The organism is Zhengella mangrovi (genome assembly GCF_002727065.1).
Lineage (GTDB): Bacteria > Pseudomonadota > Alphaproteobacteria > Rhizobiales > Rhizobiaceae > Zhengella > Zhengella mangrovi.
The window spans coordinates 34,758-60,564 of the sequence record NZ_PDVP01000021.1 but is presented as its reverse complement, the minus strand read 5'-3'; the positions used below and the strand labels follow the sequence as shown (position 1 = coordinate 60,564).

Here is a 25,807-nt window from a genome sequence, read left to right as displayed (position 1 = left end):
AACGCTCGTCGATGACATCATGCGCACCGAGGTTCCGAGCAAGAGCGCAGAAAGGGGGACAAGATGAGCGGCAGGGCGGCGACGCAAAACCAATCCGCAAACATGCTTTCCGGCAGGATCGAGGAAACGCTCGATCCGCGCAACTGGGACGACGTGCGGCAGACCGCGCATGCGATGGTCGACGACGCCATCGCCTATCTTGCCGATATTCGCGACAAGCCTGTCTGGCAAGACATGCCAGAGGACGTTCGCAAGTGCTTCCGCGGCCCGGTCCCGCAAACCGGTCAGGTACTGGAAGCCGTCTATGAAGACCTGAAGACAGGCCTGATGCCCTATCCGATGGGCAATATCCATCCAAGGTTCTGGATGTGGTATATGGGGGCGAGCAATTTCACGGGCGCGCTAGGGGATTTCCTGGCGGCTATCGTCGGCTCCAATCTTGGCGGTGGCAATCACGCCGCGGCGTTGATCGACCGGCAAGTGGTTGATTGGCTGAAAGAGATGATGGGTTTCCCTCTGGAGGCTAGCGGAACGCTGACGAGCGGCGGATCAGCGGCCAATCTGATCGCGCTGACCGTTGCGCGAAACGAGGCGCTCGGCCAGGCCGATATCCGTGAACACGGGCTCGGTGGCGAGCGGCTCGTCTTCTATGGCTCCGACCAGTTGCACGGTTGCCATCTGACGGCGATGGAGATGCTTGGGCTCGGGCGGTCGGCCCTCCGCCGGTTACCGTCGCGCAACGACTATACTCTCGACCTTGCATCGCTGGAGGAGGCCATCGCCCGGGATCGGGCCGAGGGCGCCAGGCCCGCCGGTATCATCGCCAATGCGGGCACGATCAACACCGGCGCGATCGACGATCTTCCCGGTATCGCAGAAATAGCCCGGCGTGAGGGACTGTGGTTTCATGTAGACGGGTGTATCGGCGCCTTGGCCGCCATCGCCCCCAAGAATGGCGCCAGGTTGGACGGGCTGGAGCGGGCCGATTCCGTCGCGCTCGATCCGCACAAATGGCTTCACGCGCCCTTCGAAGTCGGCTGTTGCATGGTGCGGAACGAAGCGCAGCATCGCGGTACATTTGCCCTTGGCCAAGCCTATCTTGAACGGGAACCGCGCGGGATCGCAGCCGCCGACTGGCTGCACGATTTCACCTTTCAGACCTCCCGGGGATTCCGCGCCCTGAAAGTATGGATGAGTCTGAAGGAACACGGGGTCGCCAAGTTCGGGCGGCTGATCGACCAGAATATCGCCCAGGCCGCTTATCTGGCCGAGCTGATCCGGGCCGAGCCGGACATGGAACTGCTCGCCGAGCCGGTGCTCGACATCGTCTGCTTTCGCCTCCGCCCCGCCGGCATGGCGGAAGAAGAGTGCGAAACGCTCAACCGCGAGATCATGCTGCGCCTGCAGGAAACAGGGGTGGCAGCACTTTCGGACACGCGGGTGCAAACCAGGTACGCACTGCGCTGCGCGATTGCGAACCATCGCACGCAGACGAGCGACCTGCATGTTCTTATCGCGGCGATCCGGACCCATCTTCAAGAGCTGTGCGGCGGCAACGGCCACAATGTCGGCGAACCCCGTACCTGAGGATGGACACTCAAGGATATCCGGGCTTCGCTTGGTGTGAAGAGAGTCAGGCCTGCCGGTCCTAATCCAATTTCCCAAAATCATTCGGGAGGACCCAGGACGGAAGTTGCCGCGGGAAACGGACCCCATTGCGACGACCTGCGGAGATCGCCGGATCGCGTACGGCCGGGGTTAGGCGCATGGTCGAAGTGCCCCGAACCTCCTTTTTCTTCTTGCTGACCAACTGACAGGGCAGCGTAAGACCGCTTTCGAAAGCGAGGCGAAGGGCTTGAAGTTACCGTATTGGAGGGCGCAAAGCGGACATTGGCCAGAATACTTCTCATCGGCCGAAACGCGCCGCCAGCGACACCCCCGGCCCAATTCCGCCACAGTCCTTCTGACCGCGGACAAGTTTCCCTATTCTCGCCCTGACAAGAGGCTGTTTCTTCCACTTCCCCGTCTTCGCGACTGGACTTCTTCGCACATGAGAGCATTGCTGTCGGTGAGGCGTGACGCGGCAGATTGACCGTGGCGACCCCTGCCCTGCCCGGTCACGGGCTTTCGTCGGTGCGGGCACCGGATGGTCCGGTGTCTGAACCGAAGGAGAAAGCCTATGGCAAGGATTTCGAAGAAGAACCAGGTCGCCGACGTTACAGTCACCGAAGACATGTCCGAACGCCCCGTGCCGGCGCTGAAGGCGCCCGGCCGTGTCTCGGCGCCGAGACAAAGGCGGGTTCAGGGCCGATCCACGGGGTCGCCGAAGCCGTCTTCGAATGCGCCGTCACCAAAACCCGAACGTCTGGCGACCAAGGCCGGCCAGGTGGTTCAAGCCCTGCGCAGCCGCAAGGGCGCGTCGATTGAAGATCTCATGAAGCTCACCGGATGGCAGGCCCATTCCGTCCGCGGGTTCCTGTCAGGCACCGTCAGGAAGAAGCATGGTCTGGACTTGGTAAAGCAGACGGACAAGGCTGGGGTTGCCCGCTATTCGATTGCATCGGAGCCCGTGTGATCCGATGGCCAGGTCAGACAGGATCGAGAAGGAGGTGGCTGGGATCAGCCGCCTCCAGCGCGATGAGCTGGTCGCACTCTGGATCACCGCTCATGGCCACCCACCACCCAAGGGCGTGAAACGGGGCTTGCTGGAACGCTCCGCTGCCTGGCACCTGCAGTCCCGTCGCCTCGGTGGCCATTCGAAACCCATGCGCCGGTTTCTGAGACAGGGCATCGCTTCCCTTGCCACGACTGACGCCGCGGTGTTGAAGGACACGGACAGTGGTCTGTCCGGGAGCGCGAAACCGGCTGCCTCGGATCCAGTCACGCGCCCTGCCCCGCCGCCTGCCTTGCCGGCGCTGGCCTCCGGCACGCGGCTCGTCCGCACATGGAACGGACGTCCCCATGTCGTCGATGTGGTCGAGGACGGCTTTGTCTTTGACGGGAAGACCTACCGGTCGCTCAGCGCCATCGCCCGGCGCATTACGGGCACAAGGTGGTCAGGGCCGCGCTTCTTCGGGATTGCAGGCCGATGAGCGCCCGACAGCCCCGCTGCGCGGTCTATACCCGCAAGTCGACGGAGGAAGGCCTCGACCAGGACTTCAATTCCCTCGACGCCCAGTTCGAGGCCTGTGCTGCCTTCATTGCGTCACAGGCAGGCCTGGGCTGGAAACCTGTCCGCGAACGCTACGATGACGGTGGCATCTCCGGCGCCACGATGGAACGCCCTGCCCTGCGGCGCTTGCTGGACGATGTCCGTCAGACCCGCGTCGATGTCATCGTCGTCTACAAGATTGACCGGCTCACCCGGTCGCTGGCTGACTTCGCGCGCATCGTCGAGATCCTTGACCAAGCGGGCGCCTCGTTCGTCTCCGTGACCCAGCAGTTCAACACGACGACCTCCATGGGGCGGCTGACCCTGAACGTGCTGCTCTCGTTTGCCCAGTTCGAACGGGAGGTCACAGCAGAGCGCATCCGCGACAAGATCGCAGCATCGAAGAAGAAGGGCATGTGGATGGGCGGGACCGTGCCCCTTGGCTACCGCGTCCAGAACCGGAAGCTCCAGGTGAACGAAGAGGAATGCGTGACCGTTCGCTATCTCTTCCATCGCTACCTGGAACTCAGGTCGGTCCGCCTGCTGGTCGACAATGCGCGATCCAGGGGGCTTCATTCGCGACCGGTCAAACGCCGGGATGGATCGGTGAAGGTCACGACGCCCTTTGGCCGCGGCAATCTCTACCACCTGCTGTCCAACCCGATCTATGTCGGCAGGATCCGCCATCGGGACAAGGTCTATGATGGCGAACACCAGGCCATCATCGAAGAGCCCCTGTTCGATCAGGTGCAGGCACTGCTTGCGGCGGGAGCAGGGGAACGGCGGTCGCCGACCAACCGTGCCGATGGCCATCTGCTGACCGGTCTGATCTTTGATGAGGACAGCAATCGTATCCGGACAGCTCATACCAACAGGAAGGGCGTGCGTTATCGCTACTATGTCTCGCAGCACCTGGTTGATGAGCGCCGCGGTGGATCAGAAGGCTGGCGGCTTCCAGCAGACAGGCTTGATGCGACAGTTGAGCAATGCCTCGTTCCGTTCCTGCGCAACGGTGCGCAAGTATCTGATGCGATTCAAAGCTTGGCGCCAGCCGGTATGGTCCATTCCGGCATCCTCAAAGCCGGAGAGCTGGCATCGACCTGGACCGAACAGTCCCGGTCGAAGCGCAAGGCAATCGTGCAAACGATCGTGCAGCGCGTCGACATCGCACCGGGAGCGCTGCGCATCACGATTCATCCAACACGCCTGGTCGAGCTTCTGCTTGGCCGTCGTGTTGAACCCGTACCGGATCACGCCCCCATCACACTTGAGCGTCCATTCACGCTACGCCGTCGCGGCGTCGAAACCCGCCTGGTGCTGACCGATGGCTCGGCGTCCAATTCGGAACCCGACCCGGCACTGATCAATCTGGTCCTTCGCGCCCAGGCCTATCTGGCCGCACTCACCGATGGCGCCAGCCGATCCATGGCTGACATCGCCAGGGCCCATGGCACGACACCATCAGAGATCAGCCGGATCCTTCCCCTCGCTTTCCTGTCGCCGGGCATCACCGCGCAGATCGTCTCTGGCAAGCATCCAGCCGACCTCACCGCCCAGCGCCTGTCCCGTCTTCCCGACCTGCCACTTTCCTGGTCGGCCCAGGACGAGTTGCTCACCCGATTCGGCTGAGAAAAAAATCGTCCCTCACTCGCTCCGAACCGTTTCTGATCGAATCATCGATCACGCCCGCAATCACTTGGGCACGAAACAGGCCCGACAGAGACTTTGGGAGAAATGCCGCCGGAAACCGGCCTCGTCGTCGCCTCTCCGCCAAGTCTTTGCCGACACCACCCGCCAACCCACGGAAAACACGGCAGAATTCCGAGACCGACCGAAAGAGCGCGAAAACGAAAGACTGAGTGGTGGGCCCGGAGGGACTCGAACCCCCAACCAAGCGGTTATGAGCCGCCGGCTCTGACCAATTGAGCTACAGGCCCGCCGGCTCGCTGATTAGTGGCTTTTTCAGGTCGGCACAAGGCGCGTGTGCCGCAATCGCGCTGCAATTGAATGCAGCATGGCCGGATGATTCAGCGAGGAGGCTTCCATGTCCGCATTGGCTACACGTCACCGAATTGCCCGCGCCCTGGCCGCGGGGATGATCCTGGCACTTCCGGCAGGCGCCATGGCCGCCGAGCCCTCCCCCAGGATCGTCGTCAACGGCGAAGGCGAGGTGGCCGTTGCACCGGACATGGCGACCATCACGATGACCGTGCTGCGCGAGGCCGACACCGCGCGCGCCGCCCTGGATGCCAACAACGAGGCCATGGCGGGCGTCCTGGAGGCCATGAAGAACCAGGGAATCGAGGACCGCGACCTGCAGACGTCGGGCTTTTCCATCCAGCCGCGCTATGTCTACCCGAAGCAGTCCTCCACCGGTGAAAGCGAACCGCCGCGCATCGTCGGCTACCAGGTCTCCAACAGCCTGACCGTGCGCATTCGCGACATGGTCCGCGTCGGCGCCATTCTCGATGCCTCGGTCTCGCTCGGCGTCAACCAGGGCGGCTCGGTGTCCTTCGCCAACGCCGATCCGTCCGCCGCACTCGACGACGCACGGCGCAAGGCGGTGCAAAACGCCGTCGCCAAGGCGCGCATCATGGCCGAAGCCGCGGGCGTCAGTGTCGGCCCGATCCTGGAAATGTCAGAATCCTCCTGGCAGCCGGGGCCGCAGCCGATGATGGCGCCCATGGCTCGCGGCGCGGCCGCCGATGCCGTCCCGATGGCCGCCGGCGAAAACACCTACCGCGTCAACATCGCTGTCACGTTCGCCATCAAGCAGTAGCCCGCTTCCACAACGGCAAGGCGCCGGGGTGAAAACCCCGGCGCCACCGTGAAGTCTGGGAGGAGGAAAGCGCTGTCAGCGGATGCGCGGGCAGTGGCGCGTGTTGGCGAACACCATCGTCTCGCGGCCGTCCCACGTGCGGCCCGAAACGGCGATCACGCGGCGGTTGGAGAACCTCACATGCGCCCGGTGCAGGCCCATGCGGCGGGCCTTGTGCAGGGCCTTGCGCGGGCTGCAGAAGCCGCGGTGGTCGCGCCAGCCGTGGTCGCGGCCGCCGCCGAAGCGGATCTCGATCTGGCCGCCGGGGCCGCCGAGCGACAGCGAAGCGGCGTCCGCTGCGGTGGCGCTCATGGTCGAGGCGCCGGCCAGCGTGCCGAGGCCGACGAGGGTGGAAAGGGCGATGGTGCGGATAGTCTTGAACATGGGGTCTCTCCGGGGTTTGTCTGGTCTTCTCTGGGTGGCATGTCCGGTTCGTTCCGGCCATGTTTGGAGACTAGAGCCCCGCGGCTGAACCCGGTCCGAACCCGCCATTCATAAGATGTTCATGTGCTGAAAAAGCTTGGCGCGGACGTTTCGCCGGCTGCCCGCAGCAGCTGGACCCGACCGGTTTGACCGGCCGCCAGGCAAAGACCCCACAACGGCATGGCGCCGGGGTGAAAACCCCGGCGCCGCCGTGAAGTCTGGGAGGAGGAACGCGCTGTCAGCGGATACGCGGGCAGTGGCGCGTGTTGGCGAACACCATCGTCTCGCGGCCGTCCCACGTGCGGCCCGAAACGGCGATCACGCGGCGGTTGGAGAACCTCACATGCGCCCGGTGCAGGCCCATGCGGCGGGCCTTGTGAAGGGCCTTGCGCGGGCTGCAGAAGCCGCGGTGGTCGCGCCAGCCGTGGTCGCGGCCGCCGCCGAAGCGGATCTCGATCTGGCCGCCGGGGCCGCCGAGCGACAGCGAAGCGGCGTCCGCTGCGGTGGCGCTCATGGTTGAGGCGCCGGCCAGCGTGCCGAGGCCGACGAGGGTGGAAAGGGCGATGGTGCGGATGGTCTTGAACATGGGGTCTCTCCGGGGCTTGTCTGGTCTTCTCTGGGTGGCATGTCCGGTTCGTTCCGGCCATGTTTGGAGACTAGAGCCCCGCGGCTGAACCCGGTCCGAACCCGCCATTCACACATCGTTCATGTTTGGGAAATGCCGCCGGAAGCGCCGCCGGTCCCGGGTCATGGCAGGATTTTCCGCCAGTATTCCATGGACTTGGCCGTTTCTCCGGCATCCCCGATATCCCGCCAGGAAAACTGCGTCCGAAGCCCCTCGACACGCTGGTAGCCCCGGTTGCGCCAGAAATCGTCGAGCGGAACGTGGCCGGGCGGACGCATCGGGTGGTCCGGCGGGCGCACCACGGCGGAAAACACGCAGGCCGGAAACCCCTGCTCGCGCGCCGCCGTCTCGCGCGCCTCGAAGAAGCGGACGCCGACGCCCTGGCCGCGATAGGCCGGCAGCAGCACGGATTCGCCGAAATAGAAATGGTCGCCAGGCGAAAGCCCGGCCTTCAGGAACGGGGCGGCGAAGGCTTCGAAGTGATCGGCGAGCAGCGAGGCCGTGGCCGCGCCGACCAGCCTGTCCCGGTCGAACGCGCCGACGATGACCGCGCCCGGCGAATCGAGATAGATCTGGAGATAACGCCGCTCGTAGGCCGCGTCGCCGTCGTAGAGATACGGAAAGGCGCGGAACACCGCGATGCGCAGGTCTGCCAGGGCATCGAAGCGGGCCTCGGCCTCGCCGTGATCCAGCCGCCGGACCTCAACGGTCACCCGACACCTGCGCGGTCCAGTCGGTGAGATTGTAATAGGTGGACACGCGGCTGATCTTTCCCTCGTCGACCTCGAAGAGGATCGCCGCCGGCAGCGAGTAATGCTGCCCCGTCGCCGGCGGCAGGCCGTCGGCGGTTTCGAGATACGTGCCGCGCACGGTGAACTCGGCCGCCGCATGGCGCCCCGACGGGTCGGTCATGATCACGATGTCGCCGAGCGTCTCGTCGTAGTGCTTGCCCATCATGGCGTTGAACCAGCGGAACTTCTCCCGGCCGATCTCGCGTCCGCCCTGGTTGATGTCATGCACCACGTCCTCAGCCAGCAGCGACAGCATGGCGTCGTGATCGGAGGCGTTGAAGGCTTCGAGATAGCGCTCGACCAGCGCGCGGGTGTCCTCGGGGCTCATGGGGTCGTCCTCCTGGGTTGGCGTTGCGGGCAGACAATGCGCAAGCCCGCCCTGCGGTTCAACGGCCTGGCACCTCCACCGGGCCAGGGGTCACGGTTCCTCGTCCAGCATGTGGGCCAGGTAGTCCTCGGCCTCGGCAAGATCGGTCTCCATGGCGCTGATCCGCCCGCGCATCGAGATGCCGGCCTCGTGAACCGTCTCCGCCGAGCCGGAAACCAGCGGATGCCACCATTCAAGGTCCCTGCCTTCGGCAACCAGCCGGTAGGCGCAGGTCGATGGCAGCCAGGGAATGGTGCGCACGTTTTCCGGCGTCAGTTGAACGCAGTCGGCCACACGCGCCGCGCGGTGCGCGTAGTCGGAACACCGGCAGCGCGCCGCATCGAACAGGCGGCAGCCCACGGACGTCCAGTAGATCTCGCCGGTATCCTCGTCTTCCAGCTTGGCGAGGCAGCACTTGCCACAGCCGTCGCAGAGGCTTTCCCACTCCGCGAGGCTGAGCGATTCCAGCGATTTCGACTTCCAGAAAGGCATATCGGTCATGGCCTCTGTGTGACCATGCGAAGCGGTTTCGTCAAGCGTTCCGCGAGCCCGGTCGGTGGCTGGCCCGTGCGCAAGGACGGGCCTGCCATCGCGCGGCCACCGCACCGCCATTCGCGGAACAGATTGCGCTGCCATGGGTTTTCCGCACTTGAAGGGACCCAACCTCCCGGAAGGAGAGACCATGAAACGCCTGATCCTGCTGGCGACCGCCAGCACCTTGACCCTCGCGACCCCTGCGCTTGCAGGCTCGCCGGCAGATACGCTGCGCGACTCCGCCGCGCCCTTGCTGCTCGCGCAGAACAACGCCATCGAGATCAGGAATCCCGATCTCGTCGACGAAAAGCAGAAGCCGGACGAGAAAGCGCCGAAACGTGCGAAGGACGAGGCGAAACAGGAAAAGCAGGCCGAACAGGCCAGACAGCCCGACCGGTCCGGTGACACCGCCGACGTTCGCGCAAAGGACACGCCGAAGAAGACCGACGACGCTGGCCAGCAGGCGGAAGAGAAGCGCCAGAAAGCCGAGGACCGCGCCGACCGGAAGGCCGAGGATGCCCGCCAGAAGGCGGAAGAGAAGCGCCAGCGCGCCGAGGACCGTGCCGAGCGCAAGGCCGACGACGCTCGCCAGCAGGCGGAAGAGAAGCGCCAGCAGGCGGAGAAGAGCGCCGAACAGAAGCGCCAGCGCGCCGAGGATCGCGCCGAGCGCAAGGCCGACGACGCTCGCCAGCAGGCGGAAGAGAAGCGCCAGCGGGCGGAGAAGAGTGCCGAACAGAAGCGACAGCGGGCTGAGGATCGTGCCGCCAGGCAGGAACAGGACCTTCGCCGCCAGGCCGACCGGAAGGACGAGCAGGCGGATGACCGGCGCAAGGCCGAACGGCGTGACCGCGATTCCGGCGAACGCCGCCAGCGCGCCGGGGACGACGCGGCGCCGCGAGATCGCGACGAGGCCGGCAATCGCCGTGACCGCGAGCGCGACGGACAGCGCCGCGAGGCCGGCCGCGAGGATGGCGGCGACAGGAATGCGCGGGAAGACGGCCGCCGGCGTGACCGCCGCGACGACCGTGTCCGCCTGGACGAGCCGGTTGCCCCGATCGATCGCGAGTCCGGTGAACGCGTCCGCGATGGCCGCAATTTCCACGTTCGCTCGGGCTGGCGCGATCAGCGCGGCTCGCGCGAGGTCGGCCGGTTCGAGGACCGCACGGTCATTCGCCTCGGCAATGGGCGCCTCGTCGTCGAGCGCCGCGACGGCCGCGACGAGCGCCTGCGCCGCCAGGGCGGTGAAGTGGAAATCGAGCGGCTCAAACACGGCCGCATTCGCGAGACGGTTCGCCGCGGCAGGTTCCAGATCGTGACGATCTACAGCCGCGACGGCGACATCCTGCGCCGCTCCCGCATCGGCCCCAACGGCCGCGAACGCGTTCTGCTCTACGTGCCCCGCGACCGCTGGGACGACATGCCGACCGGGCGCGATCGCTGGGATCACGACTACGGCCTGCCTCCGATCCGCGTCACCATCCCGCGTGACCGCTACATCTGGGCGCCGCGCGATGCACGGCCGCAGGCCTACTACGACTTCCTCGAGCAGCCGCCTGTGGAGCGCGCCGAACGCCTCTACTCGGTCGACGAGGTGCGCTATTCCGACCGGCTGCGCGCCAAGCTGCCGCGCATCGACCTGGAAACGGTGAATTTCGCCTTCGGTTCGGCCGAGATCCGTCGCCAGGATGTCGATGAACTGCAGTCGCTGGCCGAGGCCATGAACCGGATCCTCGAGCAGAACCCGTCGGAAACCTTCCTCATCGAGGGCCATACCGACGCGGTCGGGACCGAGACGGCGAACCTTGCCCTGTCGGACAAGCGCGCGGAGAACGTGGCCATCGCCCTGACCGATGTCTTCGAGATCCCGCCGGAGAACCTGGTCACCCAGGGTTATGGCGAGAGCGACCTGAAGGTCCAGACCGAAGAGCCTTCGGCGGCCAACCGCCGCGTCACGGTCCGGCGCATCACGCCGCTGGTGACACCGGACAACACGGCTTCCATCGAGTAGCGCAAATGTGGCAGGCGGCCCCCGGCCGCCTGCCTTCGTATTGCCCTGAAATGGTCGAAACCCGTCCATGGCAAAGCCAATCTTGATTTCTATATGAAGCTTATCCCTGCCTCATCCCGTTCAAGCAGGTTATGTCCCTTGCCTGACAACGGGATCGAAGCCCGGCCGGATCCCCCTCCCCGGCCGGGTTTTTCGTGTCCGGCGCCCCGGCTGGCTGTAACAGCCGTTCATCATACGTGACGCGCCGGCCGGAACTTCACCATCATGTCGACAGTTATCCGCACGAGCCTTGCCACTCAGGCAGCGCCACCCGCGACAGACAACAACATCTCACCAAGGAGACCTGTGATGGACGACAACATGCCTCCCCGCCGCGATTATCGCGAAACCCGTGTCGAAGCTTCTTCCGGTGGTTCCGGCTGGCTGATTGCCGGCGTGGCCATCGCCGCCCTCGTAGCCGTCGGTGCCTGGATCTATTCCGGTTCCACGCCGGAGAACACGGTCGCCAATGACGGCACCCCGACCATCACCGAGCAGGCGCCGACCGACAACACCGCGACCGGCTCCGTGAAGCAGGACGAACCCGCCCCGGCGGCCACCGAGCAGGCTCCGGCGGCTCCTGAGACCGCCCCGGCCGAAACGGCCCCGGCCGACAATGCCGCGCCGGCCGATGGTCAGCCCGCCGACGGCACCACGACAACCCCGCCCGCGCAGTAATCGCGCACCGGGCGGATCAATCCTCCCAGGCGAAAGGGCGTTGCCTCCGGGCAGCGCCCTTTTGCTTTTCTGAAACGGTCTCGGGGTGCCGAACGGATCAGTAGCGGCTGGAGGGCACGGGAACACGCCCGGCAGCGGGTGCTTCGGCCGGACGCTCGATCGATCCGGTCATCAGGCTGTCGTCGACGCCCGCGTCATTCCCGTCCGGGATGACCGCCCGGCCCGCGGCGGCCATGCCCCGGCCGGCGGCAACCACGCCGCGCCCGGCCAGCTTCGCCGTGCCGACCGTCGTTTTGACCGCCGCTTTTGTCACGCCGTATGTGGCGCCGACCACGGCGGCGGTGCCGCACCCGGCAAGGCCGGAGACGGAAAGGACGAGGACGCTGATGGTCGCGAGACGCGACAGGGAAGACCGATGTGCCATGGCATCCGGTAACACCGGATTGGCTAACCCCGCGTTAACGATAAGGGCCGCGTTCGCATTCAGGCGGAAAGGTGCAGCACGACGCTGCGCCGGTGCGGCCGGTCGCGGTGCTCCATCAGGTACAGCCCCTGCCAGGTACCGAGCAGCAGCTTTCCGCGCGAAACCGGGATCGAAACCGAGGTCTGGGTCAGCGCCGCCTTGATGTGGGCGGGCATGTCGTCCGGCCCTTCCATGGTGTGCACCACCCAGCGCATCGACGGGTCATCGGACGGCGGAACGAGACGCGCGAAGAACGCGGCCAGGTCGCGTTGCACGTCCGGGTCGGCATTTTCCTGGATCAGCAGCGAGCAGGACGTGTGCTGGACGAAGACCGTCAGCAGCCCCTCGTCCGGGGCCGCCGCGCCGACGAAGGCTTCCGCCTCGCCGGTGAACTCGTAGAGACCCTGGCCGTTCGTGGCGATGGAAAGCCGCGTCTGCGCCATCTCAGGAGAAGAGCTGTTCGCCCTGCTGGTCGATCAGCAGGCGCGCCTTGCGCAGGAAGGCATCGGCCGCATCCTCCGCCGAGGTGAACATGTCGGCGCGGATCAGCATGTGCTCGCGCCGGCCATCGCCTTCGCCCCGCGCAACCAGACCCTGCAGCCGGTACATCCCGTTCTCGGCCTTCGGCATCGGCGTCAGCACGTAGCCCTCGTAGTCGATCGCCTCGACCTTGGGTTCCGGTGCGGCACCGCCGCCAAACAGACGTTTCAGAAAGGACATCGGTCCTGCCTCCTCGTGGTGTCCGGCCAAGGCTTACAGGAATGCGCACCGATTGTGAAATGCTCGCGCCACCGGACCGCGTCCGCCAGGCCCCGGCCAACGAAAATGGCCCGGACGCGGACGTCCGGGCCACCTTGGTGTCTTCGATGAACCGAAGGCTCAGCTGTCGAGGAAGCTGCGCAGCTTGCGGCTGCGGCTGGGATGCTTGAGCTTGCGCAGCGCCTTCGCCTCGATCTGGCGGATACGCTCGCGCGTGACCGAGAACTGCTGACCGACTTCCTCCAGCGTGTGGTCGGTGTTCATGCCGATGCCGAAACGCATGCGCAGCACGCGCTCCTCGCGCGGCGTCAGCGACGCCAGCACGCGCGTGGTCGTCTCGCGCAGGTTGGCCTGGATGGCGGCATCGATGGGCAGGATAGCATTCTTGTCCTCGATGAAGTCGCCCAGGTGCGAATCCTCCTCGTCGCCCACCGGCGTCTCGAGGCTGATCGGCTCCTTGGCGATCTTGAGCACCTTGCGCACCTTCTCCAGCGGCATGGCCAGCTTCTCGGCCAGTTCCTCCGGCGTCGGTTCGCGGCCGATCTCGTGCAGCATCTGGCGCGACGTGCGGACGATCTTGTTGATCGTCTCGATCATGTGCACCGGGATGCGGATCGTGCGCGCCTGGTCGGCGATCGAACGGGTGATCGCCTGCCGGATCCACCACGTTGCGTAGGTGGAGAACTTGTAGCCGCGGCGATACTCGAACTTGTCCACTGCCTTCATCAGGCCGATGTTGCCTTCCTGGATCAGGTCGAGGAACTGCAGGCCGCGGTTGGTGTACTTCTTCGCGATCGAGATCACCAGGCGCAGGTTGGCTTCCACCATTTCCTTCTTGGCGATGGCTGCTTCGCGCTCGCCCTTCTGCACCTGGTTGACGATCTTGCGGAACTCGCCGATCGAGATGCCCGTTTCCTGGGCCAGGTTCTGGATCTCCGACCTCAGGTCGTTGATCATGCCCTTCTCGCTCTTGGCAAATTCCTTCCAGCCCTTGGCGGACAGGTTGGCGACGTGCTTCATCCAGTTCGGATCGAGCTCGTTGCCCTGGTATTCCTGCAGGAAGCTGTCGCGGCGCACGCCGTAGCTCTCGGCCAGGCGCAGCAGCCGGCCCTCGTTCTGCACCAGCCGCTTGTTGATGTCGTAGAGCTGCTCGACCAGAGCCTCGATGCGCTGGTTGTTGAGCGACAGCGACTTCACCGCGGTGATGACGGCGTCCTTGAGTTCCTTGTAGCGGCGCTGCTGCGACGGCGACAGCGTTCCGGCCGCCGCGAGGCGGTTTTCCACCTGCTGGTCCTGCAGCTTGCGCAGCTTCTTGTAGGTGTCGGCGATCAGGTCGAGCGTTTCCATGACCTGCGGCCGCAACTCGCCTTCCATGGCGGCCAGCGACAGGTTCTGCTCGTCCTCGTCCTCTTCCTCTTCCTCCTGCTGGCCTTCGCCGCCGACATTGGTGATGTCGTCGTCGCGGCGGCGCGGCTGGCGGGCCTGGCGTTCCTTTTCCTCGCGTTCCTTCTTCGCCGCCTCGATTTCCTCGGGCGTGGGAACGGCCGGTGCCTGCTTGGCTTCCGGGCCGGCATAGGTGGCCTCGAGATCGATGATCTCGCGCAGCAGGATCTTGCCTTCGTTGAGTTCGTCGCGCCAGATGATCAGCGCCTGGAAGGTCAGCGGGCTTTCGCACAGCCCGGCGATCATCGTCTCGCGACCGGCCTCGATCCGCTTGGCGATGGCGATCTCGCCCTCGCGCGACAGCAGTTCCACCGAGCCCATTTCGCGCAGGTACATCCGCACCGGGTCGTCCGTCCGGTCGGCCGGCTCGCGCTTGGTCGACGTCGCGACCGCGGTGCCCTGCTGGGTGGCGACCTCGTTGGAATCGTCGTCGTCGTCGCCGCTGTCCTTCGACGCGTCGTCTTCACCCTGCTCGTCGTCCTCGACGACCGTGATGCCCATGTCGGAGAGCATCGACATGGTGTCCTCGATCTGCTCGGAGGTCACCTCCTCGGACGGCAGGACGGCGTTCAATTCGTCCATCGTCACGTAGCCGCGCTTCTTGGCGGCCTTGATCATCTTCTTGACTGCGCTGTCGGTCAGGTCGAGCAACGGGCCGTCGGGCGCGTTGGTTTCCGTCTCAACCTCTTCCTTTTCCTTGGTCGCCATGCTTCTTTTTCTCTCCGATCGGCGTGTGTCGCGGCCACGCCGGCCTTGTCGTCGGTTGCTGTGTCATGGTTCAGGGAATGAACACGGCCCCGGTGAATGATATTAGGACGGACCTTGCAACTAGCAAGGTGCCCGTTAAAGTGGCCTTAACCCTGTTCGGCAGCGAAACAGACAATCCGCGATCCCGTGTTGCGAGCTGCGCCGATCCGGCGCGGCAATGCCTTCTGCTCTGGTCCAAACTTGTCTGATTCCGCTTTCTGTCGCCTGCGTCAACCCGGCAATGCCATGATTCGGGCATAAAATGCGAATCAGTCCTGCGTTCCCGCCCGTTCAGGACGATCCGCGAACCCGCCCGCGTCCCGAGGCCACACCGAACCCGTCGATGATCGCCTCCGTGGTGCGCGCCTGGCGCATCTGGTCCTGAATATCGAGCAGCCTGCGGTAATTGGCGTCCGTCGGTTCGCTTGCCAGTGCCAGTTCCGCCGCCTTGAGTTCCTTATGTAAGCCGCGCGCCGACCGGTGCAAGTGCAGGGCCTGCAGGAATCCTTCGCGCGCGTCCTCCGACGCCGCCTCGCCGAGCGCCGTCCACTGGCGCGCACGCCGCACCAGCCCGTCCGCCTGGTCGAGCACGTCGCCGAGGCCCGCCTCGCGTACCGCCGCCAGGGTCTCGTCGCGGTTGCCCGCCCGCCCGTGCGCCAGCGCGTCGAACAGCACGGCCAGCAGGCGGCGCAGGTCCGGGCTCTCCAGGTCGAGCTGGTCGCAATCCTCGAAATGCTGATCGAGCAGGACCGGGTGGTTGGCCAGCGACAGCACCAGCACGGCCTCGCGCAGCGGCAGGCCGCCCTGGGCGCGCCGCACCAGCGCCGACCGGGTCAGGCTTTCCGAGACCGCGAACCGGCTGCTCGCGCCGCCGCCGAAGCGCGGACCGCCGCGGTCGTTTCCCCGCCCCCGCTCGCCCGGCCCCCGCCGCGGCGGAGCGCCGAAGAAGCTCTGTGCCCGCTCGCGCATGTCCTGCAGGTAATGGTGACGGACGCTCTCGTCCTGGATCCGGAACACCGCGTCGCGCAGCCGCTTTTCCAGTTCCGCCCGCCGTTCGGGCGTATCGAACACGCCGCCGGCGGTTTCGCGCATCCAGATCAGGTCGGCCAGCGGCCGCGCCTCGTTGAGCACGGCCTGCATGGCGTCCACGCCCGAGCCCTTGATCAGGTCGTCCGGGTCCTGCCCCTCGGGCAGCAGCGCGAAACGCGCCGTGTGGCCGGGCTTGACCGATGGCAGGATCAGGTCGGCGGCCCGCCAGGCCGCCTTCAGCCCGGCCTGGTCGCCGTCGAAGCAGAGAATGGGCTCGCCGCCGATGCGCCACAGCAGGTCCATCTGCTCTTCGGTCAGGGCGGTGCCGAGCGGCGCCACCGCGTGGCGGATGCCCGCCTGCGCCAGCGCGATCACGTCCATGTAGCCTTCCACGGCAACCACGGTTCCGGCCTCCTGGGCCGCGCGGCGCGCCGGCCCGTGGTTGTAGAGCACGCGGCCCTTGTGGAAGAGCTCGGTTTCCGGCGAGTTGAGATACTTGGCCGGCACGTCGGCCGACATGGCGCGGCCGCCGAAGGCGATCACCCGCCCCCGCGTATCCGTGATCGGGAACATGATGCGGTCGCGGAAGCGGTCGTAGGACACCGGGATCTCCGGCCCGTGCACGACCAGGCCGCAGGCCTCGATCTGGTCCTTGCCGACCCCCTTGGAGGCCAGGAATTCCTTCAGCGCGTTGCGGCTGTCCGGGGCATAGCCGAGCCGGAACTCGCGCTGGATGGCCGAGCCGAGCTCGCGCCCGCGCAGGTAGGCCCGCGCCTTGGCGCCATCGGCCGACTGCAGCTTCTCCTCGAAGAAGCGGGCCGCCATGTCCATCACGTCCGTCAGCGACGCCCGCTGTTGCTCGCGCCGTTCCGCCTCGGGATCGCGCGCCGGCATCGGCACGCCGGCCATCTCCGCGATCCGTTCCACCGCCTCGGGAAACGGCATGCCATCCAGTTCGGTCAGGAAACGGAAATGGTCGCCCGACACGCCGCAGCCGAAGCAGTGATAGCGGCCCTTGCGGTCCTCGCAATGGAAGCTCGGCGTCTTTTCGCCGTGGAAGGGGCAGCAGGCCCAGTAGTCCCCCTTGCCGGGGTTGGATTTCTTGCGATCGAAGCTCACGCGCGATCCCACCACGGCCGAAATCGGCACGCGGTCCCTGATCTCGTCGAGGAAGGATTGCGGAAAACGCATCGGGGAGCCCTTGTTCGCCCTCCATATAAGGCCTTGTGCCCGTTCCTGCGAGCGCGAAGAACCGCAAGCCCCGCAATCCACAGGCCAGCCGCCGTGTCGGGCGCGTCAAAGCCCGAGGTCGAGAACGTCGTCGTAGTCGGCGTCGTCCAGCAGCGCCGCCGCGCCGAGAATGCGGGTGCTGACGCTGTCGCGCACCAGGAAGGCGCCCAGCTTGCCCGCGGCTTCCGGATATTCCTCCAGGAACGGATCGCGGTAGACCGGGTCCCCGTCCTGCCAGGCCACGTTGCGCCTGAGACTCGCCATGTGGACGGCGGCTTCAGGGTCGCCGCTGTCGTCGAATGCCGCGAGCGCCGCGTCGAAATCGCCCCCCGCCCGCGCGATCATGATCAGCACATCGTCCAGGTCGAACGCGAGCCGCAGGCCGGCCGGCCACCGGACCAGGCCGAGCTGGAACACGCAGGCCTTGAGATATTCCACGAAGAAGCGGTCGACGGCCTCGGCTTCCGCAGCCGGCCAGCGCACCCGGTAGCCGGCATGCCCGAGCCGGTCGAGACAGGGCGCGAGGTCCAGCGCCGACGGCGGGTCGCATTGCGCGATCAGGTCGAGGTAGCGTGGCAGGAAATGCTTGAACTCGTGCTCGATCCGCCCGTGGTCGTAGCCATGGGCCGAGTTGGTGTACTCGGCAAGCAGGCCCGGCGAAATCTCCTTGAGCGGCCGCACCGAGAGCGCCTGCGCCGTTTCAGCCGTCATGCAGACCGGGCAGTCGCAATGCACGATCACGCCGGAAAGCGTGTAGCGCGCGAAAACGCCATAGGCCGCCTCGACCGCCGCCGCGAGCGGTTCGGGGATGAAGGCATCGATCTCCTTCCAGAACATGGGCCGGTCCTCGTCGTCGGTGACCTGGAGCAATTCCAGCGAAAGTGGTTGCCGGTTTCGCGTCCGGAATTGCGCACCAGGAAGCACGATTCCAGCGAAAGTGGTTGCCGGTTTCGCGTCCGGAATTGCGCACCAGGGAGCACGATTCCAGCGAAAGTGGCTGCCGGTTTCGCGTCCGGAATTGCGCACCAGGGAGCACAATTACAGCGAAAGTGGTTGCCGGTTTCGCGTCCGGTATTTCGGAAGTACTGAAGCATAGAGCATTGAAGCGTTTCAATGGAGGGCGGCCATGCCCGGACAAGATGCGTGGCCACGGGCGCGCGAAACGCTTCTCCACGGACCGGGCAATCCGGAAAACCGTTCTCCTTTTTGCCCCTCCCGCGAGCGCCGGCTCTGCTCCGCAAACCGCGCCGGCATGGTAGCGTCCGGGCATCATTCGGAGAATTCAGGGACATGGAAACCCACACCCGCAGCCTGGCCAAGGCCATATCCTGGCGAACCCTCGGCACGATCGACACGATGCTCATCTCGCTCGTCATGACCGGCAGCATCCGGCTTGCCGCCGCCATCGGCATGACCGAGGTGGTCACCAAGTCCCTGCTCTACTACGCCCACGAACGGGCCTGGCTGAAAGTGCCCCACGGCCGCCGGATTTGACGCGCCGGCGGGACCGGGGTCGCCAAACCAACCCTTTGACGGCAGGATGGACCGCAGCAAGTCGAGGGGGTGACGGTGTCAGGAACGAAGGCGATTGTTCTGGGTGGATACGGGCTGATCGGTTCCGCCTGCATGCGGGCGCTTGCCCGCGCCGGCTTCGCCGTCACCGGCGTCGGGCGCTCGCGCGCCTCGGCCATGGCCTGCGATCCCGCGGCGGACTGGGTGATCCGCGACATCCCGGCAATGACCGTCGATGAATGGCGCGACCTGCTCGCCGGCGCCGACGTCCTCGTCAATGCCTCCGGCGCGCTGCAGGACGGCGCGCGCGACAGCCTGGAAGCCATCCACGTCACGGCCGTTGCCCGCCTCGTCGACGCCGCTGCGCCATTGCCGCTGCGCGTGGTCCAGATCTCGGCGGCCGGCGTCAGCGATACCGCGTCCACGGCTTTCTTCCGCACCAAGGCGCGCGGCGATGCGCTGCTGGCGTCCGGGCTGGAGGACTGGGTGATCCTGCGCCCGACCCTGGTCCTCTCGTCCGAGGCCTACGGCGGAACCGCGCTGTTGCGTGCAGCCGCCGCCCTCCCGCTCGTCCAGCCGGTCATCCTGCCCGAAGCCCCGGTACAGACGGTCTGGGTCGGTGACGTCGCCGCCGCCGTCACCGCCGCCGCCCGGCGCGACATCCCCGCCGGCACCATCGCCGACCTGACGGAAGCCGAAACGCGCAGCTTCCCCGATCTCGTTGCCGCCGTGCGGCGATGGCAGGGCTGGCCGCCGCCGGCCTGGCGCCCGGCCATGCCGGGTATGCTTCTCACGCTCGCCGGCCGCGTCGCCGATGCCCTTGGCCACCTTGGCTGGCGCTCGCCCTTCCGGACAACGGCACTGACGGCGCTGGGCGATGGCATCCGCGGCGACCCGGGGCCCTGGCAGGCTGCCGGCGGCGCCCCCTGCCGGTCGCTGGACGAGACCCTCCGCCTGCTGCCGGCCACCCGGCAGGAGCGCCTCTACGCCCGCGCCTTCCTCGCCGTGCCGCTGGCCATCGCCGTGCTTGCCCTCTTCTGGTGTTTCTCCGGCCTCGTCACGCTGCTCGACCCGGCCCGGGCCATGGCCGTGCTCCAGGATCGCGCGGTCCCGGCATGGATCAGCGGCCCGGCCGTCTTCGGCGGCGCGCTGGCCGATATCGCGCTCGGACTGGCGATCCTCTGGCGGCCCTGGGCCAAGCGCGCGGCGCTTGGAATGCTGGTCCTCTCCGCCGCCTATCTCGCCGCCAGCCTGCCGGCCGCACCCGGTCTCTGGGCCGATCCGCTCGGGCCAATGGTCAAGGTCTTTCCCGCGATGATGCTGGCCGCCATGGTCTGGCTGCTCATGGAGGACCGATGACCGAGGATCTCGTCCGCTTCGCCCATGTCGTCGGCGCGACGGTCCTGCTCGGGACCGGCGCCGGCATCGCCTTTTTCATGATGATCTCGAACCGCACGCGCGATGCGCGCCTGGTCGCCCATGTCGCGGGCATCGTCGTGCTCGCCGATACCGTCTTCACGGCCACGGCCGTGGTTCTCCAGCCGGTCACCGGCTATCTGCTGGCACGCCAGGTCGGCTGGCCCGTCCTGCAAGGCTGGGTCGGCTGGTCGCTCGCCCTCTATGTCCTTGTCGGCCTGTTCTGGCTTCCCGTCGTCTGGATGCAGGTCCGCATGCGCGACCTCGCGGTGGAAGCGCGCGATGCCGGCCGGCCGCTGCCGGATGCGTATCACCGGCTGTACCGCTGGTGGTTCGCCTTCGGTTTTCCCGCCTTCGCCGCGGTGCTGGTCATCGTCTGGCTCATGCTCACGCGGCCATCCCTATGACCCGCAACTAAAAAGCCCCGGCGTCGAACGCCGGGGCCTGAACCGTTTCCGTGATGCGGCCGGACCGCTATTGCAGCATCGTCTTGGCGAAGCCGTTGGCCTTGGCGAAATCCATCTGCCCCGGGTAGCGCTCCTTGAGCGCCGCCATGCAGCGGCCCATGTCGCGCAGGCCTTCCGCACCGATGTCGTCGATGACCTGGCGCACGGCGGCCCGCGTATCGTCCTCGCAGAGCTGGCGCGGCAGGAACTCGCGGATGACAGCGATTTCCTGGCGCTCCTGGTCGGCCATGTCCAGCCGCGCGCCGTCCTCGAACGCTTTCGCCGATTCCTCGCGCTGCTTCACCATCTTCGCCAGGATCAGCAGGATATCCTCGTCGGAGACCGGATCCTTGCCCGCACCCCGGTTGGCGATGTCCCGGTCCGTGACCGCGGCATGGATGAGCCGGAGCGTGCAGACGCGGCGTTTGTCCTTGGCCTTGAGCGCCTCTTTGAGCGCCGCGGCGATTGCATCGCGCATGATGGATTGCCTCCTTTAAAGCGCTGTGAATTTACCGCCGAGCAGCGCATGATGCAAATCGTTTCGAAAACAAGCAAGTATTTGAAAAATTTGTGCTTTCAATTTTTCAACAGCTAGTTTTCGGTTGACGATGCGTCAAATGCGCCGTTGATTCCGGCGGACGGGCACGATCCTGCGCCGGCTTTGTGCCGGGCCGCAGGCGTCCGTTTTTGTGCATGCGCAGCATATGGCACTGGTCCTTTCCGGTTTCAAGGTGTATGGGTCCGCAGCCGAAACGCCCAGAAATCCCGAAATTGCCCGCCGGCGCACGACGACGGAGTTCAGCCATGACCGCATCCACCGCCCCCTGGACCATTGTCCGCCCCACCGCCCTGCTCGTTCTGGCCGATGGCACCGTCATCGAGGGCCGCGGCCTCGGCGCCACCGGCGCCGTGCAGGCGGAGGTCTGCTTCAACACCGCGTTGACCGGCTACGAGGAAATCCTCACCGACCCGTCCTACGCCGGCCAGATCGTCACCTTCACCTTCCCGCACATCGGCAATGTCGGCACCAATGACGAGGACATCGAGGACCTGGCCCCGGCCGCGCGCCACGGCGCCGTCGGCGCGGTGTTCAAGGCCGATGTCACCAACCCGTCCAACTACCGGGCCGCCTCCCACCTCGACGCCTGGCTGAAGCAGCGCGGCATCATCGCCATGGCCGGCGTCGATACGCGCGCGCTCACCACGCTGATCCGCGAGAAGGGCATGGCCAACGGCGTCATCGCCCACGATCCGGACGGTCGCTTCGACATCGACGACCTCAAGGCACGCGCCAAGGCCTGGCACGGCCTCGTCGGGCTCGACCTTGCCAAAGAGGTCACCTCCGGCCAGTCGGCCGCCTGGTCCGAGACCCCCTGGGTCTGGGACGAGGGCTTCGGCGCCGGCGCCGGCGACCGCATGCACATCGTCGCCGTCGATTTCGGCGTCAAGCGCAACATCCTGCGCCTGCTCGCGGGCCTCGGCGCGAAGGTCACCATCGTGCCGGCGCGCACCTCCGCCGAGGACATCCTTGCGCTGAAGCCGGATGGCATCTTCCTGTCCAACGGTCCCGGCGACCCGGAGGCGACCGGCGAATATGCCGTGCCGATGATCCGCGAGCTGCTGAAGACCGACATCCCGGTCTTCGGCATCTGCCTCGGCCACCAGATGCTGGCGCTGGCGCTGGGCGCGAAGACGTCCAAGATGCACCAGGGCCATCACGGCGCCAATCACCCGGTCAAGGACCACACCACCGGCAAGGTCGAGATCGTGTCGATGAACCACGGCTTCGCGGTCGACAGCGACAGCCTGCCGGAAGGCGTGCAGGAAACGCACGTGTCGCTGTTCGACGGCTCCAACTGCGGCCTGACCCTCACCGGACGCCCGGTGTTCTCGGTCCAGCACCACCCGGAAGCCTCGCCGGGCCCGCAGGACAGCCACTACCTGTTCCAGCGCTTCGCCAACATGATCCGCGCCCGCAAGGGCGAGCCGGCCCTGGCCGAACGCTGAGCGCTTCCGGCCTGCTGCGAGAACAATCGAAGGGCGGCCCGCCATCGCAGACCGCCCTTTTTCTCGTTTGCCGCTGATCGCTGGCGGTTTCCGACCGCTCAGATCGGGTTGTTGAACGTGTCGCAGGCCGAGAGCTTGCCGCTCTTCAGGCCGGTGGCGAACCAAGTCGCCCGCTGCTGCGACGTGCCGTGGTTGAAGCTGTCCGGCACGACATAGCCCTGGCTGCGCTTCTGCAGCGTGTCGTCGCCGATCTGGTGCGCCGCGTTCAATGCCTCCTCGATGTCGCCCTTTTCCAGCAGGCCCTTCTGCGCCGTGTAATGCGCCCAGATGCCAGCGAAGCAGTCGGCCTGCAGCTCGACGCGCACCGACATGTGGTTGGCTTCCACCTCGCTCATCGACTGGCGCATCTTGTTGAACTTCGGCAGCACGCCGATCAGGTTCTGCACGTGATGGCCCACCTCGTGCGCCACGACATAGGCCTGGGCGAAGTCACCCGATGCCTTGAACTGGCGGGCAAGCTGGTCGAAGAACGAGGTGTCGAGGTAGAGTTTCCGGTCGCCCGGGCAGTAGAACGGGCCGGAGGCCGACGAGGCGAAGCCGCAGGCCGAGCGCACCTGGCCGGAAAACAGCACCATGGTCGGCTCTGTATAATTCAGCCCTTCCGCCTGGAAGATGCCGTTCCACACGTCTTCGGTCTCGGCCAGCACCGTGCGCATGAACTGCGTGGTCTCGTCCTGCGCCGGCGCGTTTGCGCGCCCGCTGGTCTGCGTCTGCGGCGTCGTCACCTGGTCCAGGCCGCCGCCGGCCAGGATCTGCAGCGGGTCGATGCCGCAGGCCTTGAGCACGAAGAACAGGATGACGAGCATGACGATGCCGGAAAGGCCGCCGCCGCGCGCGCCGCCCATGCCGCCACGCCCGCCCATGGGAATGCGGATGCGTCCGCCGCCGCGCTCGATCCCGCGGTTGTAGCCGCCGCTCTGGCCGCGAAGATCCTCGACATTGTCCGACTGCCTTCGGCCCTTCCAGCGCATCGTGCTCACTCCGTGGATGATCGATGACCTTTAATGCAGCAAACCCCGTCCGGGTTCAACTGGACCCGGACGGGGCATGCCGGCATGAAACGGTATCGGGGCGTTACCGGGTCGACTGCACGATGGCCCGCATGGCCGTCAGGCCGATGGAAAAACCGGAAACGAGGGCCAGCGGGACGGCGATGACCAGCGCATGGTCGAGGTCGGGGTTGATACCCCTCGCCGCGCCGGCGGCGAACCGGGCCACGAAGATCGCCAGGATCAGCGCCATGGACACCCATTCGCCCGGCAGGTGCACCATGTCGTTCTCGTCCACGAAGGAAGGGCCGCGCCGCGCCAGCATCTGCCCGGCCATGGACCCGGCGGCAATGGCCGCGACCAGCGCCGCGCCCGCGGCAAGCGAGGCGCCGTTGCTGAAGAAGGACCATGCGCCGAGGCCGGCGAACACGAAGGGCAGGATCATCACCTGCACCCGGTGGACGACCCGCGGCCGCGACCGCAGCCACCCCAGCGCGAGGAGCGCGGCGAGCAGCGGCCAGACCCAGACCGGCGCGCCGGTGACGATCTGCGCGGCACCCGGTGCGGCATGGGCATCCTGGTGGGACGCGAGCAGCAAGACCGGGCTGGCGGCGGCCGCCAGGGCCGTGCCCGCTGTCTTGCGCCGTGCCGTCCACGTGAACCGGCCGCCGCGGTAGACATGGGCGAGAACCCCCGCGCAGACAACCGCGGCGGCGATGGCCAGCGGCCAGGCATTGGCGCCGCCGAGCACCACCTGGTTCATGATCCGCCCCCGCACGATGGTGAAGGCGCCATCCAGCCCGATGCCGCCCCAGTAGAGCGCCAGGACGGCCTGGCGGTGGGCTTTCAGCCGTCGCGTCCGCGCCGACCAGATGATGTAGCAGCAGGAAAAGAGCGTCAGGACCGAGAGCAGGTGGATCGGCGAGAACGGCCCGATCATGCGGATGGTGTGGATGAAGAAGGAGGACAGCGCCGTCGCCGCCATGAGGAACACCCACACCCGGCCAAGCAGCCTGTGCAGCGGGGTGCCCTTGCGGCCGTAGAGGACCCAGGCACCCAGAACGGCGGCGGGAACGACGGTGAAGACGTGGATCTGGATGGCCAGCGGCGCAGTCAGGACCGGGTCGAGCGTCATGGCGAAAACTCCGTTGAAAGGGCGATTGCCCGTTGCGATTTCGACGCCACGACGCCATGGTCGGCCCTGCTTCTCAACGGACCATGCGCCGACCCGCCGGAGAAATTCGTGAAAGAGACCATTCTGCAATCCACGCTTCGCGAATTGCAGTCGATCCTCGCCAATCCCCGCATCTGGCTGGTGTTCGGCGCCGTGGTCGTTCTCTTCACGTCGGTCGGCCCGTTCGGCACGCTGGAGGGCCTCGCCCTGCCCGCCCGCCTGGGTTACTGGCTGATCGTGCAGGCCTTTGCCTGGATGCTCGCGCTTGTCTTCGTCGCCTTCTTTGACGCTGCGCTGGCGGGCTGGATCGGCCACGTGCTGCCGCGCATGCTCGTCGGCGCCGCGCTCGCCGTGCTGCCGATGGCGCTGATGCTGCTGCTCGTCAACGCCGCGTTCCGGGGCGCCCCGATCAGCCTGGCGGAATATGCCTCCGATGCCGCGACCGCCCTGCCCATCGCGCTCGTCATGTGCCTGTTGTCGTGGATGGCGCTGGACGGCACGAAGACGGCGGATGATCTGGCGTCGGCGCCCGATGCGGTCACGGCCCGCGAGAGCAGCGATGAACCCGAAGCACCGGCCGGCCGTTCACAGCCGCCCCGCCCTGCCCTGCTGGACCGCCTGGCCACCGGCAAGCGCGGCGCCCTGGTGCGCCTGGAGGTGCAGGACCACTACGTGCTGGTCGTCACCGCGCGCGGCCGCGAGATGGTGCTGATGCGCCTGGCCGATGCCATCCGCGAGGCCTCCCCCGTGGACGGACTGCAGGTCCACCGCTCCCACTGGGTGGCGAGGGACGGCGTGGCCGGGGTCATCCGCGAACCGGGCAGGAACGGCCGCACGCTGATCCGCACCACCGACGGCGCGGACGTGCCCGTCAGCCGCGGCAACATGGCGGATGTGAAAGCCTGGCTCGGATAGCGGGGTTCCAGCGCCGGCCGGCCCTGTTTTCCACTGCTGTGCCACCCGGCGCGCGATGCCGTCGATTCCCGGTGCACATTCGCCATTTCCGGGGTTCCCTCGCGTGATCCTCTCCCCTATAAGGCCCACCTAGCCTTGAACGAACGAGTCCCGCCGCCGGCCGGTTTTCCGAGCCGGCCTTTG

At 66.6% G+C, this 25,807-nt stretch carries 26 protein-coding genes and 1 tRNA gene; 12 read left to right on the top strand and 15 right to left on the bottom strand.

All coding sequences use genetic code 11. From position 1 onward, the window contains the following. Nucleotides 1–63: 63 nt before the first annotated feature. The 4 genes from CSC94_RS22210 to CSC94_RS22195 all read left to right on the top strand — a co-directional run bounded on the left by CSC94_RS22210 (nt 64) and on the right by CSC94_RS22195 (nt 4,780). Complete coding sequence (locus CSC94_RS22210) at nt 64–1,587, top strand: pyridoxal phosphate-dependent decarboxylase family protein (protein WP_099308572.1); 1,524 nt, start codon at nt 64–66, stop codon at nt 1,585–1,587. A gap of 592 nt (nt 1,588–2,179) precedes the next feature. Then, entirely contained in the window at nt 2,180–2,575 is a 396-nt protein-coding gene (locus tag CSC94_RS22205; protein WP_245408459.1) for a DUF3489 domain-containing protein, read from the top strand. A 4-nt stretch (nt 2,576–2,579) separates the two neighbouring features. Beyond that, complete coding sequence (locus CSC94_RS22200) at nt 2,580–3,092, top strand: DUF2924 domain-containing protein (RefSeq protein WP_099308571.1); 513 nt, start codon at nt 2,580–2,582, stop codon at nt 3,090–3,092. After that, nucleotides 3,089–4,780, top strand: a complete 1,692-nt coding sequence (locus tag CSC94_RS22195; protein WP_099308570.1) for a recombinase family protein — start codon at nt 3,089–3,091, stop codon at nt 4,778–4,780. Before CSC94_RS22200 ends, CSC94_RS22195 begins: the two co-directional genes overlap by 4 nt. A gap of 231 nt (nt 4,781–5,011) precedes the next feature. Here CSC94_RS22195 and CSC94_RS22190 read toward each other — a convergent pair. Then, nucleotides 5,012–5,088, bottom strand: a tRNA-Ile gene (locus CSC94_RS22190). 107 nt (nt 5,089–5,195) lie between these two features. Between CSC94_RS22190 and CSC94_RS22185 the strand changes: the two genes are divergently transcribed. Next, the gene (locus CSC94_RS22185; protein WP_099308569.1) at nt 5,196–5,930 is read left to right on the top strand and encodes an SIMPL domain-containing protein; all 735 of its coding nucleotides are present in this window, start codon (nt 5,196–5,198) and stop codon (nt 5,928–5,930) included. A 75-nt stretch (nt 5,931–6,005) separates the two neighbouring features. Here CSC94_RS22185 and CSC94_RS22180 read toward each other — a convergent pair whose 3' ends face one another. From CSC94_RS22180 to CSC94_RS22160, 5 genes are all read right to left on the bottom strand, one after another. Next, nucleotides 6,006–6,353: a hypothetical protein gene (locus CSC94_RS22180; RefSeq protein WP_099308568.1), complete on the bottom strand. Its 348-nt coding sequence runs from the start codon at nt 6,351–6,353 to the stop codon at nt 6,006–6,008. A 277-nt stretch (nt 6,354–6,630) separates the two neighbouring features. Further along, a complete protein-coding gene (locus tag CSC94_RS22175) occupies nt 6,631–6,978 on the bottom strand; it encodes a hypothetical protein (protein ID WP_099308568.1) in 348 nt (115 codons plus the stop codon). Nucleotides 6,979–7,139: 161 nt separating this feature from the next. After that, complete coding sequence (locus CSC94_RS22170; RefSeq protein WP_099308567.1) at nt 7,140–7,730, bottom strand: GNAT family N-acetyltransferase; 591 nt, start codon at nt 7,728–7,730, stop codon at nt 7,140–7,142. After that, nucleotides 7,720–8,136: a ketosteroid isomerase-related protein gene (locus CSC94_RS22165; protein WP_099308566.1), complete on the bottom strand. Its 417-nt coding sequence runs from the start codon at nt 8,134–8,136 to the stop codon at nt 7,720–7,722. Before CSC94_RS22165 ends, CSC94_RS22170 begins: the two co-directional genes overlap by 11 nt. A 90-nt stretch (nt 8,137–8,226) precedes the next feature. Beyond that, nucleotides 8,227–8,676 carry a YcgN family cysteine cluster protein gene (locus tag CSC94_RS22160; protein WP_165784554.1) on the bottom strand — a complete coding sequence of 150 codons (450 nt, stop codon included), beginning with the start codon at nt 8,674–8,676 and terminating at the stop codon, nt 8,227–8,229. Nucleotides 8,677–8,857: 181 nt separating this feature from the next. Between CSC94_RS22160 and CSC94_RS22155 the strand changes: the two genes are divergently transcribed. Continuing rightward, nucleotides 8,858–10,717, top strand: a complete 1,860-nt coding sequence (locus CSC94_RS22155; protein WP_099308565.1) for an OmpA family protein — start codon at nt 8,858–8,860, stop codon at nt 10,715–10,717. A 348-nt stretch (nt 10,718–11,065) separates the two neighbouring features. Next, on the top strand, nt 11,066–11,434 hold the full coding sequence (locus CSC94_RS25095; RefSeq protein WP_099308564.1) for a hypothetical protein: 369 nt from the start codon (nt 11,066–11,068) through the stop codon (nt 11,432–11,434). A gap of 97 nt (nt 11,435–11,531) precedes the next feature. On the opposite strand, the gene CSC94_RS22145 is transcribed toward CSC94_RS25095, so the two are convergent. The 6 genes from CSC94_RS22145 to CSC94_RS22120 all read right to left on the bottom strand — a co-directional run bounded on the left by CSC94_RS22145 (nt 11,532) and on the right by CSC94_RS22120 (nt 17,942). Beyond that, nucleotides 11,532–11,858, bottom strand: coding sequence for a hypothetical protein (locus CSC94_RS22145; RefSeq protein WP_099308563.1), 327 nt, complete (start codon nt 11,856–11,858; stop codon nt 11,532–11,534). A 59-nt stretch (nt 11,859–11,917) separates the two neighbouring features. After that, a complete protein-coding gene (locus CSC94_RS22140) occupies nt 11,918–12,340 on the bottom strand; it encodes a secondary thiamine-phosphate synthase enzyme YjbQ (protein WP_099308562.1) in 423 nt (140 codons plus the stop codon). A 1-nt stretch (nt 12,341) separates the two neighbouring features. Continuing rightward, nucleotides 12,342–12,617 (bottom strand): HlyU family transcriptional regulator, encoded by a 276-nt coding sequence (locus CSC94_RS22135; RefSeq protein ID WP_099308561.1) that lies wholly within the window; start codon nt 12,615–12,617, stop codon nt 12,342–12,344. A 159-nt stretch (nt 12,618–12,776) separates the two neighbouring features. Continuing rightward, nucleotides 12,777–14,807, bottom strand: coding sequence for an RNA polymerase sigma factor RpoD (rpoD, locus tag CSC94_RS22130; protein ID WP_099308560.1), 2,031 nt, complete (start codon nt 14,805–14,807; stop codon nt 12,777–12,779). Nucleotides 14,808–15,137: 330 nt separating this feature from the next. After that, nucleotides 15,138–17,066, bottom strand: a complete 1,929-nt coding sequence (gene dnaG, locus CSC94_RS22125) for a DNA primase (RefSeq protein ID WP_099308559.1) — start codon at nt 17,064–17,066, stop codon at nt 15,138–15,140. Nucleotides 17,067–17,171: 105 nt separating this feature from the next. Beyond that, nucleotides 17,172–17,942, bottom strand: coding sequence for a hypothetical protein (locus CSC94_RS22120; protein WP_133123003.1), 771 nt, complete (start codon nt 17,940–17,942; stop codon nt 17,172–17,174). 453 nt (nt 17,943–18,395) lie between these two features. Here CSC94_RS22120 and CSC94_RS22115 point away from each other — a divergent pair, with 453 nt between their 5' ends. The 3 genes from CSC94_RS22115 (at nt 18,396) to CSC94_RS22105 (ending at nt 20,440) form a co-directional block, all read left to right on the top strand. Beyond that, complete coding sequence (locus CSC94_RS22115; protein WP_099308557.1) at nt 18,396–18,599, top strand: DUF2061 domain-containing protein; 204 nt, start codon at nt 18,396–18,398, stop codon at nt 18,597–18,599. A gap of 75 nt (nt 18,600–18,674) precedes the next feature. Further along, nucleotides 18,675–19,976, top strand: a complete 1,302-nt coding sequence (locus tag CSC94_RS22110) for an SDR family oxidoreductase (RefSeq protein WP_245408458.1) — start codon at nt 18,675–18,677, stop codon at nt 19,974–19,976. Continuing rightward, the gene (locus tag CSC94_RS22105; protein ID WP_099308556.1) at nt 19,973–20,440 is read left to right on the top strand and encodes a DUF2269 family protein; all 468 of its coding nucleotides are present in this window, start codon (nt 19,973–19,975) and stop codon (nt 20,438–20,440) included. The genes CSC94_RS22110 and CSC94_RS22105 overlap by 4 nt, the downstream gene beginning before the upstream one ends. Nucleotides 20,441–20,507: 67 nt before the next feature. Here the strand turns inward: CSC94_RS22105 and CSC94_RS22100 are convergent, their stop codons facing one another. Continuing rightward, nucleotides 20,508–20,957: a GatB/YqeY domain-containing protein gene (locus CSC94_RS22100; RefSeq protein WP_099308555.1), complete on the bottom strand. Its 450-nt coding sequence runs from the start codon at nt 20,955–20,957 to the stop codon at nt 20,508–20,510. Nucleotides 20,958–21,283: 326 nt separating this feature from the next. Here CSC94_RS22100 and carA point away from each other — a divergent pair, with 326 nt between their 5' ends. Beyond that, a complete protein-coding gene (gene carA, locus CSC94_RS22095; protein ID WP_099308554.1) occupies nt 21,284–22,486 on the top strand; it encodes a glutamine-hydrolyzing carbamoyl-phosphate synthase small subunit in 1,203 nt (400 codons plus the stop codon). A gap of 98 nt (nt 22,487–22,584) precedes the next feature. On the opposite strand, the gene ypfJ is transcribed toward carA, so the two are convergent. Further along, nucleotides 22,585–23,517 carry a KPN_02809 family neutral zinc metallopeptidase gene (ypfJ, locus tag CSC94_RS22090; RefSeq protein ID WP_099308553.1) on the bottom strand — a complete coding sequence of 311 codons (933 nt, stop codon included), beginning with the start codon at nt 23,515–23,517 and terminating at the stop codon, nt 22,585–22,587. A 103-nt stretch (nt 23,518–23,620) separates the two neighbouring features. Further along, complete coding sequence (locus tag CSC94_RS25230) at nt 23,621–24,670, bottom strand: DUF2306 domain-containing protein (RefSeq protein WP_205853388.1); 1,050 nt, start codon at nt 24,668–24,670, stop codon at nt 23,621–23,623. Nucleotides 24,671–24,778: 108 nt separating this feature from the next. On the opposite strand from CSC94_RS25230, the gene CSC94_RS22080 reads away from it, so the two are divergent. Next, entirely contained in the window at nt 24,779–25,624 is an 846-nt protein-coding gene (locus CSC94_RS22080; protein WP_099308552.1) for a LytTR family DNA-binding domain-containing protein, read from the top strand. Nucleotides 25,625–25,807: the final 183 nt, after the last annotated feature.

Excerpts from the sequence above, each read along its gene's own strand:
- CSC94_RS22165 (WP_099308566.1), bottom strand. The coding sequence starts at position 8,136 with ATGAGCCCCGAGGACACCCGCGCGCTGGTCGAGCGCTATCTCGAAGCC.
- CSC94_RS25230 (WP_205853388.1), bottom strand. The coding sequence starts at position 24,670 with ATGACGCTCGACCCGGTCCTGACTGCGCCGCTGGCCATCCAGATCCAC.
- CSC94_RS25095 (WP_099308564.1), top strand. The coding sequence starts at position 11,066 with ATGGACGACAACATGCCTCCCCGCCGCGATTATCGCGAAACCCGTGTC.
- CSC94_RS22160 (WP_165784554.1), bottom strand. The coding sequence starts at position 8,676 with ATGACCGATATGCCTTTCTGGAAGTCGAAATCGCTGGAATCGCTCAGC.
- CSC94_RS22145 (WP_099308563.1), bottom strand. The coding sequence starts at position 11,858 with ATGGCACATCGGTCTTCCCTGTCGCGTCTCGCGACCATCAGCGTCCTC.
- CSC94_RS22120 (WP_133123003.1), bottom strand. The coding sequence starts at position 17,942 with ATGTTCTGGAAGGAGATCGATGCCTTCATCCCCGAACCGCTCGCGGCG.
- CSC94_RS22135 (WP_099308561.1), bottom strand. The coding sequence starts at position 12,617 with ATGTCCTTTCTGAAACGTCTGTTTGGCGGCGGTGCCGCACCGGAACCC.
- rpoD (WP_099308560.1), bottom strand. The coding sequence starts at position 14,807 with ATGGCGACCAAGGAAAAGGAAGAGGTTGAGACGGAAACCAACGCGCCC.
- CSC94_RS22115 (WP_099308557.1), top strand. The coding sequence starts at position 18,396 with ATGGAAACCCACACCCGCAGCCTGGCCAAGGCCATATCCTGGCGAACC.
- CSC94_RS22175 (WP_099308568.1), bottom strand. The coding sequence starts at position 6,978 with ATGTTCAAGACCATCCGCACCATCGCCCTTTCCACCCTCGTCGGCCTC.
- CSC94_RS22200 (WP_099308571.1), top strand. The coding sequence starts at position 2,580 with ATGGCCAGGTCAGACAGGATCGAGAAGGAGGTGGCTGGGATCAGCCGC.
- CSC94_RS22210 (WP_099308572.1), top strand. The coding sequence starts at position 64 with ATGAGCGGCAGGGCGGCGACGCAAAACCAATCCGCAAACATGCTTTCC.
- dnaG (WP_099308559.1), bottom strand. The coding sequence starts at position 17,066 with ATGCGTTTTCCGCAATCCTTCCTCGACGAGATCAGGGACCGCGTGCCG.
- carA (WP_099308554.1), top strand. The coding sequence starts at position 21,284 with ATGACCGCATCCACCGCCCCCTGGACCATTGTCCGCCCCACCGCCCTG.
- CSC94_RS22205 (WP_245408459.1), top strand. The coding sequence starts at position 2,180 with ATGGCAAGGATTTCGAAGAAGAACCAGGTCGCCGACGTTACAGTCACC.
- ypfJ (WP_099308553.1), bottom strand. The coding sequence starts at position 23,517 with ATGCGCTGGAAGGGCCGAAGGCAGTCGGACAATGTCGAGGATCTTCGC.
- CSC94_RS22155 (WP_099308565.1), top strand. The coding sequence starts at position 8,858 with ATGAAACGCCTGATCCTGCTGGCGACCGCCAGCACCTTGACCCTCGCG.
- CSC94_RS22105 (WP_099308556.1), top strand. The coding sequence starts at position 19,973 with ATGACCGAGGATCTCGTCCGCTTCGCCCATGTCGTCGGCGCGACGGTC.
- CSC94_RS22100 (WP_099308555.1), bottom strand. The coding sequence starts at position 20,957 with ATGCGCGATGCAATCGCCGCGGCGCTCAAAGAGGCGCTCAAGGCCAAG.
- CSC94_RS22140 (WP_099308562.1), bottom strand. The coding sequence starts at position 12,340 with ATGGCGCAGACGCGGCTTTCCATCGCCACGAACGGCCAGGGTCTCTAC.
- CSC94_RS22185 (WP_099308569.1), top strand. The coding sequence starts at position 5,196 with ATGTCCGCATTGGCTACACGTCACCGAATTGCCCGCGCCCTGGCCGCG.
- CSC94_RS22180 (WP_099308568.1), bottom strand. The coding sequence starts at position 6,353 with ATGTTCAAGACTATCCGCACCATCGCCCTTTCCACCCTCGTCGGCCTC.
- CSC94_RS22195 (WP_099308570.1), top strand. The coding sequence starts at position 3,089 with ATGAGCGCCCGACAGCCCCGCTGCGCGGTCTATACCCGCAAGTCGACG.